This window comes from Ensifer oleiphilus, assembly GCF_013371465.1.
GTDB classification, from domain to species: domain Bacteria; phylum Pseudomonadota; class Alphaproteobacteria; order Rhizobiales; family Rhizobiaceae; genus Ensifer; species Ensifer oleiphilus.
The window spans coordinates 104,531-119,403 of sequence record NZ_JABWDU010000007.1 but is presented as its reverse complement, the minus strand read 5'-3'; the positions used below and the strand labels follow the sequence as shown (position 1 = coordinate 119,403).

12 protein-coding genes are annotated in these 14,873 nt (G+C 62.4%); 9 read left to right on the top strand and 3 right to left on the bottom strand.

The genetic code is table 11. The features are described 5' to 3' along the window. Both HT585_RS23595 and HT585_RS23590 read right to left on the bottom strand, forming a co-directional pair. Nucleotides 1–780, bottom strand: a complete 780-nt coding sequence (locus HT585_RS23595; protein ID WP_176355237.1) for an ABC transporter ATP-binding protein — start codon at nucleotides 778–780, stop codon at nucleotides 1–3. A 66-nt stretch (nucleotides 781–846) separates the two neighbouring features. Continuing rightward, nucleotides 847–1,830: an ABC transporter substrate-binding protein gene (locus HT585_RS23590; RefSeq protein WP_176355236.1), complete on the bottom strand. Its 984-nt coding sequence runs from the start codon at nucleotides 1,828–1,830 to the stop codon at nucleotides 847–849. A 159-nt stretch (nucleotides 1,831–1,989) separates the two neighbouring features. Here HT585_RS23590 and HT585_RS23585 point away from each other — a divergent pair, with 159 nt between their 5' ends. From HT585_RS23585 to pcaF, 9 genes are all read left to right on the top strand, one after another. Then, nucleotides 1,990–2,757, top strand: coding sequence for a GntR family transcriptional regulator (locus tag HT585_RS23585; protein ID WP_176355235.1), 768 nt, complete (start codon nucleotides 1,990–1,992; stop codon nucleotides 2,755–2,757). A 104-nt stretch (nucleotides 2,758–2,861) separates the two neighbouring features. Then, the gene (locus HT585_RS23580) at nucleotides 2,862–3,386 is read left to right on the top strand and encodes a MarR family winged helix-turn-helix transcriptional regulator (protein WP_246707876.1); all 525 of its coding nucleotides are present in this window, start codon (nucleotides 2,862–2,864) and stop codon (nucleotides 3,384–3,386) included. A 221-nt stretch (nucleotides 3,387–3,607) separates the two neighbouring features. Beyond that, on the top strand, nucleotides 3,608–5,929 hold the full coding sequence (locus tag HT585_RS23575; protein WP_176355234.1) for a bifunctional salicylyl-CoA 5-hydroxylase/oxidoreductase: 2,322 nt from the start codon (nucleotides 3,608–3,610) through the stop codon (nucleotides 5,927–5,929). Further along, a complete protein-coding gene (locus HT585_RS23570) occupies nucleotides 5,926–6,702 on the top strand; it encodes an SDR family NAD(P)-dependent oxidoreductase (RefSeq protein WP_176355233.1) in 777 nt (258 codons plus the stop codon). The genes HT585_RS23575 and HT585_RS23570 overlap by 4 nt, the downstream gene beginning before the upstream one ends. A gap of 2 nt (nucleotides 6,703–6,704) precedes the next feature. Then, nucleotides 6,705–7,547 carry an enoyl-CoA hydratase family protein gene (locus HT585_RS23565; protein ID WP_176355232.1) on the top strand — a complete coding sequence of 281 codons (843 nt, stop codon included), beginning with the start codon at nucleotides 6,705–6,707 and terminating at the stop codon, nucleotides 7,545–7,547. 2 nt (nucleotides 7,548–7,549) lie between these two features. Next, the gene (locus HT585_RS23560; RefSeq protein WP_176355231.1) at nucleotides 7,550–8,746 is read left to right on the top strand and encodes an acyl-CoA dehydrogenase family protein; all 1,197 of its coding nucleotides are present in this window, start codon (nucleotides 7,550–7,552) and stop codon (nucleotides 8,744–8,746) included. A gap of 109 nt (nucleotides 8,747–8,855) precedes the next feature. After that, on the top strand, nucleotides 8,856–9,251 hold the full coding sequence (locus tag HT585_RS23555; protein WP_176355230.1) for a RidA family protein: 396 nt from the start codon (nucleotides 8,856–8,858) through the stop codon (nucleotides 9,249–9,251). Nucleotides 9,252–9,262: 11 nt separating this feature from the next. Further along, the gene (locus HT585_RS23550; RefSeq protein ID WP_176355229.1) at nucleotides 9,263–11,245 is read left to right on the top strand and encodes a 3-hydroxyacyl-CoA dehydrogenase NAD-binding domain-containing protein; all 1,983 of its coding nucleotides are present in this window, start codon (nucleotides 9,263–9,265) and stop codon (nucleotides 11,243–11,245) included. Further along, a complete protein-coding gene (gene pcaF, locus HT585_RS23545; protein ID WP_176355228.1) occupies nucleotides 11,238–12,440 on the top strand; it encodes a 3-oxoadipyl-CoA thiolase in 1,203 nt (400 codons plus the stop codon). The genes HT585_RS23550 and pcaF overlap by 8 nt, the downstream gene beginning before the upstream one ends. A 1,281-nt stretch (nucleotides 12,441–13,721) precedes the next feature. Here pcaF and HT585_RS23540 read toward each other — a convergent pair. Beyond that, nucleotides 13,722–14,846 carry an ABC transporter substrate-binding protein gene (locus HT585_RS23540; protein ID WP_176355227.1) on the bottom strand — a complete coding sequence of 375 codons (1,125 nt, stop codon included), beginning with the start codon at nucleotides 14,844–14,846 and terminating at the stop codon, nucleotides 13,722–13,724. Nucleotides 14,847–14,873: the final 27 nt, after the last annotated feature.

Below are 14,873 nucleotides of genomic sequence, written 5' to 3'. Positions count from 1 at the left end.
TCAACTCGCCAGGAACATGCGGTCGGTTTTGACGGAGAAATGGCCGATCAGATCCGGCACCGTCGTCTGGGCCTTGTCCTTGCCGTCGATCTCCAGGCGAACGCGTCCTGCATCGAGCATGACGACCTTGTGGCCGAAATCTACGGCGTGCTGCATATTGTGCGTCACCATCAGCGTGGTCAGCTTCAGGGCTTCGACCGCGCGGATCGTCGCCTGCATGACGATATCGGCCGTGCGCGGGTCAAGTGCTGCGGTGTGTTCGTCAAGCAGCAGCAGTTCCGGCTTCCCACCGACGGCCATGATCAGGGACAGCGATTGCCGTTGGCCGCCCGACAGCAGTTCCACACGGGTATCGAGGCGGTTTTCCAGCCCGAGACCCAGCAGAGAGAGCCGCTCCTTGTAGGACGCGAGCCGCGTCGCGTTGAGGCCACGGCGGAGCGTGCGCTTGTTGCTGCGAAGGTCGGCGAGCAACATGTTTTCCGCCACCGTCATGCTGGCTGCGGTGCCGCGCATCGGGTCCTGGAAGACGCGTGCGAGCCGCATCGCGCGTTTGTGGACGGGCATAGCCGTCACGTCGTCGCCATTGATGACAACCTGTCCCGCATCGAGCACGAGTGCGCCGGAAATTGCGTTGAGCATGCTGCTCTTGCCGGCGCCGTTCGAGCCTATGACGACGCCGAATTCGCCCGTCGCGAGGCGGAGGCTGAGGCCGTCGAGCGCGACCTTCTCGTCTGCTTGCCCCTTGTAGAAGACCTTGCGGGCCGATCTGATTTCCAGCATTGGCTCCCCCCAATCCGATGAAGTGACAGCGCTCTTGGCGCCGTCACTATTGAGACCAACTGGAAATCAGTCGACGACGCAGTTGCACTCGGTGGCGAGCGCCGCCGGCACTTCGATGCCGAAAGCGGCCGCCGCCTTCTTCGAGATCAGCGGTGCGTGATCTTCATAGGCCGGACGAGACGGCGCGATCGTCTTCGGGTCCTTACCCCCAAGGATTTCGGCGGCGATCTTGCCGGCATTCATGCCGACCTGCTCGTAGTTGACGGCAAAGCTCGCCGGCACGACGCCATCGCGCACGGCACCGTCGTCGGAATTGACGATCGGGATCTGCGTCTGGCGTGCAGCCGCCGATACAGCACCGATCGCCGGCTGGAGCAGATTGGATGCAGGCGTGTAGATCACGTCGGCCTTGCCAGCGAAGGAAGCGATGCGCTGCTGGATGTCGTTGACGTTGTCGACGCCCACGGCCACGACCTCGAACCCGGCAGCGGGTGCCGCCTCTTTGATCTTGTCGAGCAGCGCCGTGTCGTTCGCCTCACCAGGATTATAGGGAACGCCGAAGCGCTTGGCTTCCGGCAGGAGCTTGCGGGTGAAGGCCATCACGGCGGCCACGTCCTGAAGGTCCGTCGCTCCGGTCATGCCGTCGTCGCCCACCTCCCAGGACGGAACCAGCTTGGCTGCCACCGGATCGGTGACGGCGGAAAAGACGACCGGGATGCCGGATCCGGCGAGCGCCTTCTTGGCGATCTGCGATACGGGTGTGGTGATCGTATAGACGAGCTTCGGCTGTTCTGCCTGCAGCTTTGCAATCATCTGCGGCACGAGCGAAGCATCGAAGTTCGTATGGCTTTCGGTGTAGACGACATCGGTGCCTTCCACGAAGCCGTTTTCAGCCAGCGCCTTCTTGAAGCCGGCGATCGACGCGCTCAATTGCGGGTGTTCGCCGAAATTAGCGATGCCGATGCGGATCGGATCGGCAGCGGCCGTTCCCGTTCCCCATGCCAGCGCGCCGGCGACGACCAATCCCGAAAGCCACGTTCTCTTGCTCATGCATCCCTCCCAGAATTTGACGAGCTTGCCACCCTCCTCGGCGGCGTGCGTGGATGATGGAGACGGTCAGAGTTCTTGTCAAACAAATATATATATTTTCAAATTCTCGGCAGAACTATATATATTTGAGCTCAACGGCGCGGGCGTTAAGGGTACTTGATGCAAGATCACGAACAGTCGACCAAAACGGAATCGGCCTACCGGTTGCTGCGCCGCGACATCCTGGCAACGCGGCTCAAGCCGGGTGCGCCGATGAAGTTGAGTGGTCTGCGCGAAAACTACGGCATCGGCTGGACGCCTCTGAGGGAAGCCCTGTCGCGACTGGAAGCCGAAGGGCTGGTGACGGCAATCAGCAACCGCGGCTTCGCTGTTGCACCGGTTTCGCGCGAGGCGCTCGACGACCTGACCCGGGCCCGTTTGGTCGTGGAGATACCGCTGCTCATCGAGTCGATCGAAAAAGGCGACAGCGCCTGGGAGTCCGCCGTCGTCACAGCGCACTACCGGCTGTCGCGCTGCAAGATTGCCGTCGGAAACGTCTCTGAAAGCGAGATCGACGAGTGGGACGAGAAACACGCCGCTTTCCACAGCGCCCTGATCGGCGCAGCGCGCTCGAGCTGGCTTTCCCGGTTTCAGGCAACGATCTCCGACCAGCTTCGCCGCCATCATCGCTTCCTCAGTCTGGCCCCGACATTGAGGGCGGCGGCAGGCATGAGCGAGGGATATGAAGAGGCGGTCGCCGCCTTGGAGGACGCCATGGCGATCGAGCATCACACCGAACTAATGGAGGCGGTGCTCGACCGCGACATCGAACGCGCCCGACAGCTCATGACCGACCACATTGGTTTTACGGTGAACGTCTACGCCCAATCCGAGGATGGCGCCACTCCAGCCGGGCACCATTCCTGGCCGCGGCATGCTTCCAAATGACGGAGCGTGACGGCCTGTCCAAGAGCCGGAAACGTCTCTAAAAGCAAAGGGACGGGCGACTGCCCGCCGATGCGAGGGTGCAGGACAAGAAGCGGACGGTTGTTATGATGGGTGAAGACAAGTTCGACACTTCGCCGGAATGGGTGGATGGCGAGACCAAGGCACTCGAAGCTCCCGGCGATCATCGCGCCGAGCTCAGGTTATGGCTGCGCTTGCTCACCTGTTCGACGCTGGTCGAGAGCGAGATCCGCCGCCGGCTCCGGGAGGAATTCGACTCGACCCTGCCGCGTTTCGACCTGATGGCCCAGCTCGAGCGCGCGCCCGATGGCATGGTGCTTGGCGAGGTCTCTAAACGCATGATGGTCTCGCCCGGCAACATAACGGTCCTGGTGGAGCGTCTCACCGAGAGCGGCCACATAAGCCGCACCACATTGCCGACGGATCGGCGCGTGCAAGTGATCGCGCTGACGCCCTTTGGCCGCGCCGAATTCGAGAAGATGGCTGCAACCCATGCCGACTGGATCTCCGACCTGTTTGCGGGCCTTTCGCCCAAGGAAAGCGGCGTGTTGATGGATGAACTCGCCAAGCTCAAGCGCTCCGTCATCTCCGCGTTGGCAAAAAACACCTAAAGGCAATTCCGACTTTGCCTACTTTCCTGGCGCCTGAGAAGCGGACCTCCGCTGATGGCCCGTGCGCGAAATCCGCACTTGCGGAAAGTGCATTCGCGCAAAACAATTTTAAGCTTGAAATTTATTGTGAATGAGTCCACCCTTGCCTCAAGCAGTTCCGGATGACCGCCAACGGCATCAGGGCGGCGACGCGCGCGGCCGGAGCTCGGGAGGAGAACGACATGCGGATCGTCTGTATCGGTGGCGGGCCAGCCGGCCTCTATTTTGCGTTGCTGATGAAGCGCCAGCACCCGGAGCACCAGGTAACGGTCGTCGAGCGCAACCGCGCCTTCGATACCTTCGGTTGGGGGGTGGTCTTCTCGGACGCCACGATGCAGTCGATGCGAAAGTGGGATCCGGAAACGGCTGAGGCCATCGAGGTTTCCTTCAACCATTGGGACGATATCGAGCTGGTCTTCAAGGGCCGCAAGATCAGGACGACGGGCCACGGCTTCGTCGGCATCGGCCGCAAGAAGATGCTCAACATCCTCCAGGAGCGCTGCCTCGAACTCGGTGTCGAACTCGTGTTCGAGCAGGACGTGGAAAGCGACGAGCAATTTGCCGATGCCGACCTCATCATCGCTTCCGATGGCGTCAACTCCCGAATTCGCAACAGATACTCCGATGTCTTCCAGCCGGACATGGTCATCCGTCCCAACCGCTATGTCTGGCTCGGCACCAACAAGCGCTTCGATGCCTTCACCTTCGACTTCCAGCGCACCGAACACGGCTGGTTCCAAGCGCATATCTACCGTTTCGACGACGACACCTCGACCTTCATCGTCGAGACCACCGACGATGTTTTCCGCGCCCATGGCCTCGACCAGATGGATCAGGACCAGTCGATCGCGTTTTGCGAAAAACTTTTTGCCGAGACGCTCGATGGTCATAAGCTGATGACCAATGCGCGCCATATGCGCGGCTCGGCCTGGCTGAATTTCGGCCGGTTGATCTGCGAGAAGTGGAGCCACTTCAACGGCAATAGCCACGTCGTCCTAATGGGCGACAGCGCCCATACCGCGCATTTCGCCATCGGGTCGGGCACCAAGCTCGCGATCGACGACGCCATCGAGCTGACCCGCCAGTTCGATACGTTCGGCCACGACAAGGCCAGCATCCCCGACGTGCTCCAGGCTTACGAAGAGATCCGCCGGGTTGATGTCGCCCGCATCCAGAATGCCGCCCGCAATGCCATGGAATGGTTCGAGGTCGTCGGCACGCGTTATGCCGATACGCTGGAGCCCGAGCAGTTCATGTATTCGATGTTGACCCGCTCGCAGCGCATCAGCCACGAAAACCTCCGCCTGCGAGACAAGGACTGGCTCGAAGGCTTCGAGCGCTGGTTTGCCGAACGCGCCGGTGTCGCGCCTGCGGCAAGCGGAGCCGTCCCGCCACCGATGTTCACGCCGTTCAAGCTGCGTGGCCTGACGCTCAGGAACCGCATCGTGGTCTCGCCGATGGCGATGTATTCAGCGACCGATGGCGTGCCGAACGACTTTCATCTGGTGCATCTGGGCGCACGCGCCATGGGCGGCGCCGCACTCGTTTTCCCGGAAATGACCTGCGTATCGCCCGACGCCCGCATCACGCCGGGGTGCCTGGGCCTGTGGAACGCCGAACAGACGCTGGCTTACAAGCGCATCGTCGACTTCGTGCACCAGCAGACCCAAGCCAAGATCGGCATCCAGCTCGGACACGCCGGACGCAAGGGCGCGACCAAGCTCGCCTGGGAGGGGATCGACCAACCTTTGAACGAAGGCGCCTGGCCACTCATTTCGGCATCCGCCCTGCCCTACCTCAAGCATTCGGACACGCCGCGCGAGATGACCCGTGCGGATATGGACCGCGTCGTTGCCGACTTCATACAGGCCACCGAGCGGGCCCGGGACCTTGGCTTTGACATCCTCGAGCTGCACGTGGCGCACGGCTACCTGCTTTCAAGTTTCCTGTCACCGCTCACCAACCTTCGCACGGACGACTATGGGGGCGACCACGCGGCCCGCGCCCGCTTCCCGCTCGAAGTATTCCACGCAGTTCGCAAGATCTGGCCCGAGGATCGACCGATGTCGGTGCGTCTGTCGACGCACGACTGGCACGAGGGCGGCAATACGCCGGACGACGCGGCCGTCTTTGCCCGCCTGTTCAAGGAGGCCGGCGCCGACATGATCGACTGCTCCTCCGGCCAGGTGGTCAAGGAAGAACAGCCTGTCTACGGCCGGCTGTTCCAGACCCCCTTTTCCGACAAGATCCGCAACGAGATCCAGGTGCCGACCATCGCCGTCGGGGCGATTTCCGAAGCGGATCACGCCAATTCGATCATCGCCGCCGGCCGCGCCGACCTCTGCGCGATCGCCCGCCCACACCTGGCGGATCCTTCCTTCGTCCTGCACGAGGCAGCGAAGATCGGTTACGATGGCGAGCCCTGGCCGAAGCAGTACAACTCCGCCCGCGCGCAATATGTGAACAACCTGGCGCGCGCGGCAACGACGGCAGGCAAACCATGAACCGCAGGCACGCGCTCGTAACAGGGGCCGGAAGCGGCATCGGCAAGGCAATCGCGCTCGCGCTCGCAGCCGATGGCCACATTGTCAGCCTTGCCGGCCGCCGCGCAGCACCGCTTAATGCCGTGCGAGACGAAATTCTGTCGTCTGGCGGCCACGCCCATGTGCTTGGCGGCTTCGACGTGACCGACCCGGTGGCGGTCGAGCAAGGCATTTCGGTTGCAATTGCCAAGAGCGGAGAGATTGCGGTTCTCGTCAACTGCGCCGGCGAAGCGCCTTCGGCGCCATTCGAGAAAACCGATCTGTCGCTCTGGCAACGGGTGCTCACAACCAACCTGACCGGGGTTTTTCTGGTGACGCAGGCAGCGCTTTCCTCCGTGCGCCGGGCCGGAAACGGCCGGATTGTCAACGTCGCGAGCACGGCGGGTCTCACCGGTTACTCCTATGTCTCCGCCTATTGCGCCTCGAAGCACGGCGTCATCGGCCTGACGCGCGCGCTGGCACTCGAGCTTGCGCGCACCGACGTCACGATCAATGCAGTCTGCCCCGGGTTCACCGACACCCCGCTGATTGAGGGCGCGCTCGATACAATCAGCGAGAAGACCGGCCGTTCGCGTGAGGAAGCGCGTGCAAGCCTGGCGCGGGCCAATCCGCAAGGGCGCCTGGTGACGCCTGACGAGGTGGCCGACACCGTCTCATGGCTCGTGTCGGAGAAGGCGAGCGCGATCACGGGCCAGGCCATCGCAGTCGCCGGTGGCGAAGTTCTTGGAGGATAGAGATGACAAACCCGATGCAGGCCAAGAAGCGCCCCTTTAGGGATCACAAGGCCCAGCACTTCCTGTTCGAAACAGATGCCGACGGCCGGGTCGCCACGATCACCCTCAACCGTCCGGAGAAGAAGAATCCGCTGACCTTCGAGAGCTACGAAGAGCTTGTCGATCTCTTCCGGGCACTCGGCCGGGCAAGCGACGTGCGCGCCGTTGTCCTGACCGGCGCCAATGACAACTTTTCCTCCGGCGGCGACGTCTTCGAGATCATCGAGCCGCTGACGCGCATGTCGATGCCCGACCTCATCGATTTCACTCGAATGACCGGCGAACTGGTGCGCCAGATCCGCGCTTGCCCTCAGCCGGTCGTATCAGCGGTCGACGGTATCTGCGCCGGCGCCGGCGCGATCCTGGCGATGGCTTCCGACTTCCGCGTGGCGACGCCGGAAGCGAAAACGGCATTTCTGTTCACGCGCGTCGGGCTCGCCGGAGCAGACATGGGCGCCTGCGGAATTCTTCCCCGCATCATCGGCCAGGGTCGCGCCGCGGAATTGCTTTTCACTGGTCGGGCGATGACCGCAACGGAAGGGCATGCCTGGGGCTTCTATAACGCGCTGCACGAGCGCTCGGTGTTGCTTTCCGAAGCTCAGAAATTCGCACGCGGCATTGCCGACGGCCCGTGGTTTGCCCACGCGATGACAAAGAAGATGCTCGATCAGGAATGGGCGATGGGCATCGACCAGTTGATCGAAGCGGAAGCACAAGCCCAGGCGATCTGCATGGCGACCGGCGACTTCCGCCGCGCCTTCGAGGCCTTTGCAGCCAAGGCCAAGCCCGAGTTCAAGGGGAACTGACCATGGACCTTCAGGAGAAGGCTCCACTTCAGCCGACCCGCGACCATTTCGACTGGCCGTTCTTCGAGAAGGGCCACCGTGCGCTTGCCACGGAGTTGGACGCGTTCATCGCCAACGGCGGCCTCGGCGAGATCGATAACGCAAATGTCGATGCCGCCTGCCGGCATCTGGTCGGCGCCCTCGGTGCTGCAGGCGTGCTTCGCCATTGCGTGCCGAAGGCGTTCGGCGGGGCGAGCGAAGAAATCGACAGCCGGTCGCTCTGCCTTATCCGCGAAACGCTTGCCTACACCGACGGGCTTGCCGACTTCGCCTTTGCCATGCAGGGGCTCGGCACCGGCGCGATCAGCCTTTCCGGTTCGCAGGCGCTGAAGCAGGCCATTCTGCCGAAGGTCGCCAGCGGCGAATGGATCTCCGCCTTTGCGCTTTCCGAGCCCGATGCAGGATCGGATGTCGCGGCAATGGCCTGTGCTGCCCGGCGCGACGGAGAGGACTTCGTGCTCGATGGCGAAAAGACCTTTATCTCGAACGGCGGCATCGCCGACGTCTACACCGTCTTTGCCCGCACCGGCGAGGCACCCGGTACGCGCGGCATCTCAGCCTTCGTGGTGTTCGCCGACACACCGGGCTTAGTGATTGCCGAGCGCATCGAGACGATCGCGCCGCATCCGCTTGCCCGGCTGCGTTTCGACACATGCCGTATCCCGGCGTCGCAGCTTCTCGGCAGTGCCGGCGAAGGCTTCAAGATCGCCATGCGCACACTCGACATCTTCCGCCCGTCCGTCGCTGCGGCGGCCATCGGCTTTGCCCGCCGCGCACTGGACGAGGCGGTGGCGCACGCAAAGAGCCGCAGGATGTTCGGCGCGACCCTTGCCGATCTGCCGACGGCGCAAAGCACGCTCGGCGAGATGGCGACCGCAATCGACGCCGCAGCCCTTCTGACCTGCCGCACTGCGTGGCAGCGCGACGTGCAGAAGCGGCCGACGACACGCGAGGCCGCAATGGCCAAGATGACGGCGACCGAGAATGCGCAATGGGTCATCGACCAGGCCCTGCAGCTCTTCGGCGGTCGTGGCGTGCGCGTTGGCGAGATCACCGAGCGGCTCTATCGCGAGATCCGCGCTTTGCGCATCTACGAGGGCGCGACCGAAGTTCAAAAGCTCATCATCGGCCGCGAGCTGATGAAGGGCACGAGACGATAGCGAGGGGTGCCGAATGCGCAAGATTCAAGGGCGTCGTTCGGCGCTCACGCTTCATTAGCCTGGCCGGATTGCATCCGCGCCGCGTTGTCACAACATCTGGAGACGACACATGCACACCATCCTGCAACCTGAAGGTTGGGCAAAGCCGATCGGTTACGCCAACGGCGTCGCTGCCAGAGGCCGCACGGTTTTTGTCGGCGGCCAGATCGGTTGGAATGCACAATCCGAGTTCGAAACCGACGATTTCGTGGAGCAGGTGCGCCAGACGCTGAAGAATGTCGTAGCGGTGCTCGCGGCCGGAGGCGCCGGGCCGGAGCATATTACCACGATGACGTGGTATTTCACCGACAAGCAGGAATATGTCGGCAACCTGCGCGGCATCGGCCAGGCCTACCGCGACATCATCGGTCGGCATTTCCCTGCCATGGCGGCGATGCAGGTGGTCTCATTGGTAGAAGACCGCGCCAAGATCGAGATCCAGGTCACCGCCGTCGTCCCCGATTGAGGTTTGCCGACATGGCAGACATCCCATTTTCAAAGAGCATCTCCGCTCGCCTTCGAGACGGTGTTTTCGTCGTCGTCATCGACAACCCGCCTGTCAACGCCCTGTCCGCAGATGTGCGCTCCGGCTTGATGGCGGCACTCGATCATACTGCCTCTCTTGACGCGGCAACGGGCATCGTCCTGACGGGTGCCGGCAGCACGTTCATAGGCGGAGCCGATATCAAGGAGTTCGGCAAGCCGCCGGTCGAACCTATGCTTCCCGATGTGATCGAGCGCATCGAGACGTTCGAAAAGCCTGTTGTCGCTGCAGTCAACGGCGCCGCCCTTGGCGGAGGCTGCGAAGTGGCTCTCGCTTGCCACGGCCGCATCGCCGGCGAAAAGGCATCGTTCGGGCTGCCCGAGGTGAAACTCGGGATCGTGCCGGGTGCCGGCGGGACGCAGCGTCTGCCGCGCTTGGTTGGCTTGGTCGCAGCGATCGAGCTCGTCGGCACGGGGCGTCCTGTCAAGGCGGCCGAAGCCGTCACGCTTGGGCTTGCCGATGGTGTCGCCACCGCTCCCGTTGGCGCCGCCATCGCGCTGGTGCACGAAGCTAGCGGAAAACCGCTGCGCCGGACTGGCATGATCGGCGTTCCTTCCACGGACCCAACGACAGTCAGCGCCGCTGAAGCGAAAGTGCTAGCGCGAGCACGCGGCCAGTCCGCCCCCGCGGAGGCCATTCGCCTCGTCAAGGCAGCCGGCGAACTCGACCTCAGAAGAGGATTGGCCGCCGAACGCGCCACCTTCCTGCGTTTGCGCGATTCCAGCGAGTCCGCTGCCCTGCGGCACGTCTTCTTCGCCGAGCGCGCCGCGGGTAAGGTCGAGGGCCTCGACAAAGCCTCGTCGCGCAGGATCGAGACCGTCGCCGTGGTCGGCACCGGGCTCATGGGATCTGGCATCGCCGTCGCCGCCCTGACGTCCGGCCACAGCGTCATCGCGCTGGAACAGAGCCCAGAAGCGGCAGCCGGCGGCAGGGCACGCATCGCCGAGACCCTGGACAAATCCGTACGCTCCGCTCGGTTCACCGCGGACGGACGCGCGGAATGCCTCGCCCGATTGCAGACGACCGCCGAGGCCGAGGAACTTGTGAAGGCCGACCTTGTCATCGAAGCAGTCTTTGACGACCTCACGGTCAAGACCGACCTGTTTCGCAAGCTTGACGGCATCGTCAGAGCCGACGCCATTCTTGCTACCAATACGAGTTACTTAAATCCCGATGCGATTGCCGCCGCGACGGCAGATCCGTCACGCGTGGTCGGGCTCCATTTCTTCTCGCCGGCCAATGTCATGCGACTGGTTGAAGTCGTCGACTGCGTCAAGACAGCACCAGAGGTCCTAGCCAGCGCCCTCGCTTTCGTCAAACGCCTCGGCAAGCTGCCGGTGGTCTGCGGCGTCACCGAAGGCTTCATCGGCAACCGCATCTTCTCGGCCTATCGCCGCGAGGCGGAATTCATGCTGGAGGACGGCGCGCTGCCCCAGGAGATCGATGCCGCGCTCGAAGCCTATGGCTTTCCGATGGGCATCTTCGCCGTCAACGACATGGCCGGGCTGGAAATTGCCTGGGCACGCCGCAAGCGCCAGGCGGCGACGCGGGACCCTGCCGCACGTTACGTCGAAATCGCCGACCGGCTTTGTGAGGCGGGTCGCCTTGGCCACAAGATCGGTCGCGGCTGGTATGCCTATCCCGATGGCAAGCGGACCATTGATCCCGAGGTGACCGCGGTGATCGAGGCGGCGCGGGCGGCCAAGAACATTGCGCCGCGCATTTTCACCCCCGCGGAGATCATGAGCCGGCTCTTGAAGGCGATGGTCGATGAAGGAACGGCACTGCTTACCGACGGCATCGCGGCGCGTCCCGGCGACATCGACGTAGTGATGATCAACGGCTACGGATTTCCAGCACACAGAGGCGGGCCGATGTTCGCCGCAGAGCAAAACAAGGGCGAGCCCCATGCGTGAAGCCTTTCTCATCGGCGGCGTTCGCACGCCGATCGGTCGCTATGGCGGCGCGCTGTCGAGCGTGCGAGCCGATGATCTCGCCGCCCACGTGATCCGCGAAGCGCTGGCACGTTTTGCAAGTGTTCCGGCCGACGCGATCGACGAGGTTGTCTTCGGTTGCGCCAACCAGGCGGGAGAGGACAATCGCAACGTCGCCCGCATGGCGGCCTTGCTTGCCGGGCTGCCGGATACGGTGGCGGGAACGACGATCAACAGGCTTTGCGGTTCGGGCCTCGATGCCGTTGGCTACGGCGCACGCGCCATCCGGCTGGGCGAGGCGGAGGTTGTTATCGCCGGCGGTGTGGAGAGCATGTCACGCGCGCCCTTCGTCATCCCGAAGGCCGAAAGCCCGTTTCAACGCAGCACCGAGATCCACGACACGACCATCGGATGGCGCTTCGTCAATCCGCTGATGAAAGAGCGATACGGCATAGACCCCATGCCGGACACGGCCGAAAACGTCGCGACAGAGTTTTCGATCGCGCGTGAAGATCAGGACGCCTTTGCGTTGCGCAGCCAGGCGCGCGCAGCGACCGCGCAAAAGAACGGGCGGTTCGCCCGCGAAATCGCTCCCTATCCGATCAGGGGGCGAAAGGGCGACACGACGTACGTCGAACAGGACGAACACCTACGTGAGACGACCCTCGAAAAGCTTGCCAGCCTGCCGACGCCCTTTCGCGCCAATGGCACGGTAACCGCCGGCAATGCGTCCGGCGTCAATGACGGGGCGGCGGCACTCGTGCTCGCCTCCGATCGCGCTGTCGAACGCTACGGTCTTGAGCCCCTCGCCCGGATCGACGGCATGGCAACGGCGGGTGTTGCGCCACGCATCATGGGCATCGGCCCCGTCAATTCCACCCGAAAGCTGCTTGAACGTCTCGGCCTTTGCATCGGCGACATCGACATCGTCGAGCTCAACGAGGCTTTCGCGGCGCAGGCTCTCGCCTGCATGCGGCAATTGGGGCTTGCCGACGACGCGTCCAACGTCAATCCGAATGGCGGCGCCATCGCACTCGGCCATCCGCTGGGCATGTCGGGTGCGCGCCTGGCGCTTACGGCCGCACTGGAGCTTGAAGCCCAAGGCGCGAAGCGCGCGGTTGCGACCATGTGTATCGGCGTCGGACAGGGTATCTCGATGCTTCTGAGGCGGCCGTGACGCCGGCCTCGCGGAAGTATTGACCATTGAAGTAAGGCCGACCGCCGGAGGACATCTCTGCCTCTGATGTTCGCAGAGTATCGACAGTCCCTGACGCCCGTTCCGCAGCTACCGGGAGACTTTGAGAAAGTCTGCAGGAGAATCGGGCAAGAAACCTAAATCTTGCTTAGCTCTCTCATGGCGTGGCCATCATCTCGCTAATTGCAATGTCCGAGACGTCCTTGCCACCCACATTCTGAAGCAAACCAGGTCCTACGAGCAGGCAAGTTGCGCAATCCAAGACGCGCCGAAGATGGTTGCCAACAAATAAGGCGGCTTCTTGCCACAGGACACGGCATAGCCCTTTTCAGCCCACCATTTGAGAATTCCTGTTCAAGGCGAGTTTCTGGCGCGGATGGCAACACTCTCGCAAAATAGGCACGAGGGTGACTGTGGCCGATGCACGCGGAAGTCACCAATCGATCATTTTACACTAGCAAAATCGAGCGTTAAATCTTATCATTGTGCTTAATCTGGGCATTTTTAGTATGCGACTACAGAAGAGGACGATCCCTTTAACGCGGCGCAGCCACCGCTTTCGTTGAACACGCGTCACTGCGCTGTAGTGAAGAGCACCACCAAGAATAATTTTCTCATTCCGCACAGGTATACTATTAAACTTGGGGACACTAAATGGCTGGATATGGCAAATTCAACTTGATGAAGATGAAATTAATTGGCATCGCTAGTATCATTATCGGGTTCCTCGTCGCAGCATCCGGCTACCGCTATGGCTCGTTCGGGTTCGGGTTCGCAGGAGCGGTCCTTTTGCTTATCGGAATAGCCTTCGTCATCAGTCACGTCCTTCGCCGAAATGAACGGCTGTAGCGCCATTGGTGTCACGCGGTCTATAGGGGCAAAGTTCACTGACGCATTCTGTGCGTCCAGCAGATCTCACGGCTGCGCAATCGACTGATTGCCCCCCGCAGCGTATTCGGACTTTCTTTCCCAGCACTCTCCGCTGGTCGGAGGAGCGGCAAACAAACAGAGGAGCAGCAACGAAACCATGGCTTCTCACGCCACCATGCCGCGCAATGCAGGTGGCGATCCGACCGGCCCGCCGGCGTCAGTTCGCTTAGTGCTGAGCGGAGTTATGCTTCTGGCGGGATTGGTCGCCCTGACGGATGTGGCGTTTGCGTCGGTCGCCACCACGGGCTTCATCGGAACCGCGGCCAAATCGACTTGTGTTAAAGTGCCCGCGCCCAATTGGGGGCCGCGCTATCGCGCAGCCCCCTCTTTTCTTTACTGGCCACCCCATGCGGCTGGATAGTCGGGCAGCTTCTCGCAGCCGCACATGGCGTGGTGAAGCGGCGGCATCTTATCGTTGACATACTGGTCGAGCGTCTCGGCGGTGATCGCCGGCTGCGGCATCACCCATTCCGGTCCGGGGACCTGTTCGCCTTTCAGCACCTTCACGGCCGCAATAATGGGCGTGCGCCACTGATAGGTCGGGTAGGTCGGTGCAATCGCCTTGAAGCCTTCAGCCTTCCATTTCATCAGGAAGTCCTGCTGGTCCTCCCCGGTGATAACAGGCAGAGGCAGGCCGGAATCTTCGAAGGCCTCCAGCGCTGCAACGGCGGTCGCGCCGGCATCCATCCAGACCGCGTCGATCTTGCCGCGCTGAAGATAGTCCTCGACAATTGATTTGGTCTTGGCGTTGTCGCCCTCGGTGAACTCTTCGCCGATGACGTTCAGCCCCTTTTCCTTGAAGATGTGCTTGGCGGCGGATGCACGGGTTTCCAGAACGTCGACACCCGGCACGATGCGCAGCATCAGCACGTTGGCGCCGGTGGGCGCATTGGCCGCCACGAACTCGCCAGCCTGGATGCCAAAGCCATACCCGCCGACCGGATGGATGAAGGTCACCGGGCACTTCGTGTTGACGCCACGGTCGAAGACGATGACGGGCAGCTTGGCGCAGGCCTTTTCGACTGCCGGAGTCAGCGCTGCAGTGGTGTTCGGCGACACGATCAGCGCAGAGCACTTGCCGCCGTCGATAAGATCGTCGATGTCAGAAATCTGTTTGTCGTCAGAGCCTTCCGCATCGACATGAATAAGTTCCTTGATTTCGGGATGGAGCTTCACCTCGGCCTGCATATTCGTCCAGCCCGTCACACGCCAGGCATTGTTGACCCCGGCATTGGAGAAGCAGATCGTGTAGGGGCCTTCCTTCCTGAACTTTGCGGTGTCGGCCATCTGGTCACCGTAATATTGCGCCCATGGCTCCCCGTTCGGACCGTTGGCCTTGGCAGTCAAGAGTTCGCGCTGCCTGGCGAATTCGGCAGGATCGTCAAAATTCAGCTTTTGCGCCTGCGCGGTGCTGGCGATGAGGGCCGCCGAAAGGGCGGCGGTCAGCAGTCTTTTCATGTCTCACTCCCATTTGATCATGATTTT

Bases quoted from the DNA above. Each gene is read 5' to 3' on its own strand.
- HT585_RS23595 (WP_176355237.1), bottom strand. From the start codon at position 780: ATGCTGGAAATCAGATCGGCCCGCAAGGTCTTCTACAAGGGGCAAGCA.
- HT585_RS23590 (WP_176355236.1), bottom strand. From the start codon at position 1,830: ATGAGCAAGAGAACGTGGCTTTCGGGATTGGTCGTCGCCGGCGCGCTG.
- HT585_RS23585 (WP_176355235.1), top strand. From the start codon at position 1,990: ATGCAAGATCACGAACAGTCGACCAAAACGGAATCGGCCTACCGGTTG.
- HT585_RS23580 (WP_246707876.1), top strand. From the start codon at position 2,862: ATGATGGGTGAAGACAAGTTCGACACTTCGCCGGAATGGGTGGATGGC.
- HT585_RS23575 (WP_176355234.1), top strand. From the start codon at position 3,608: ATGCGGATCGTCTGTATCGGTGGCGGGCCAGCCGGCCTCTATTTTGCG.
- HT585_RS23570 (WP_176355233.1), top strand. From the start codon at position 5,926: ATGAACCGCAGGCACGCGCTCGTAACAGGGGCCGGAAGCGGCATCGGC.
- HT585_RS23565 (WP_176355232.1), top strand. From the start codon at position 6,705: ATGACAAACCCGATGCAGGCCAAGAAGCGCCCCTTTAGGGATCACAAG.
- HT585_RS23560 (WP_176355231.1), top strand. From the start codon at position 7,550: ATGGACCTTCAGGAGAAGGCTCCACTTCAGCCGACCCGCGACCATTTC.
- HT585_RS23555 (WP_176355230.1), top strand. From the start codon at position 8,856: ATGCACACCATCCTGCAACCTGAAGGTTGGGCAAAGCCGATCGGTTAC.
- HT585_RS23550 (WP_176355229.1), top strand. From the start codon at position 9,263: ATGGCAGACATCCCATTTTCAAAGAGCATCTCCGCTCGCCTTCGAGAC.
- pcaF (WP_176355228.1), top strand. From the start codon at position 11,238: ATGCGTGAAGCCTTTCTCATCGGCGGCGTTCGCACGCCGATCGGTCGC.
- HT585_RS23540 (WP_176355227.1), bottom strand. From the start codon at position 14,846: ATGAAAAGACTGCTGACCGCCGCCCTTTCGGCGGCCCTCATCGCCAGC.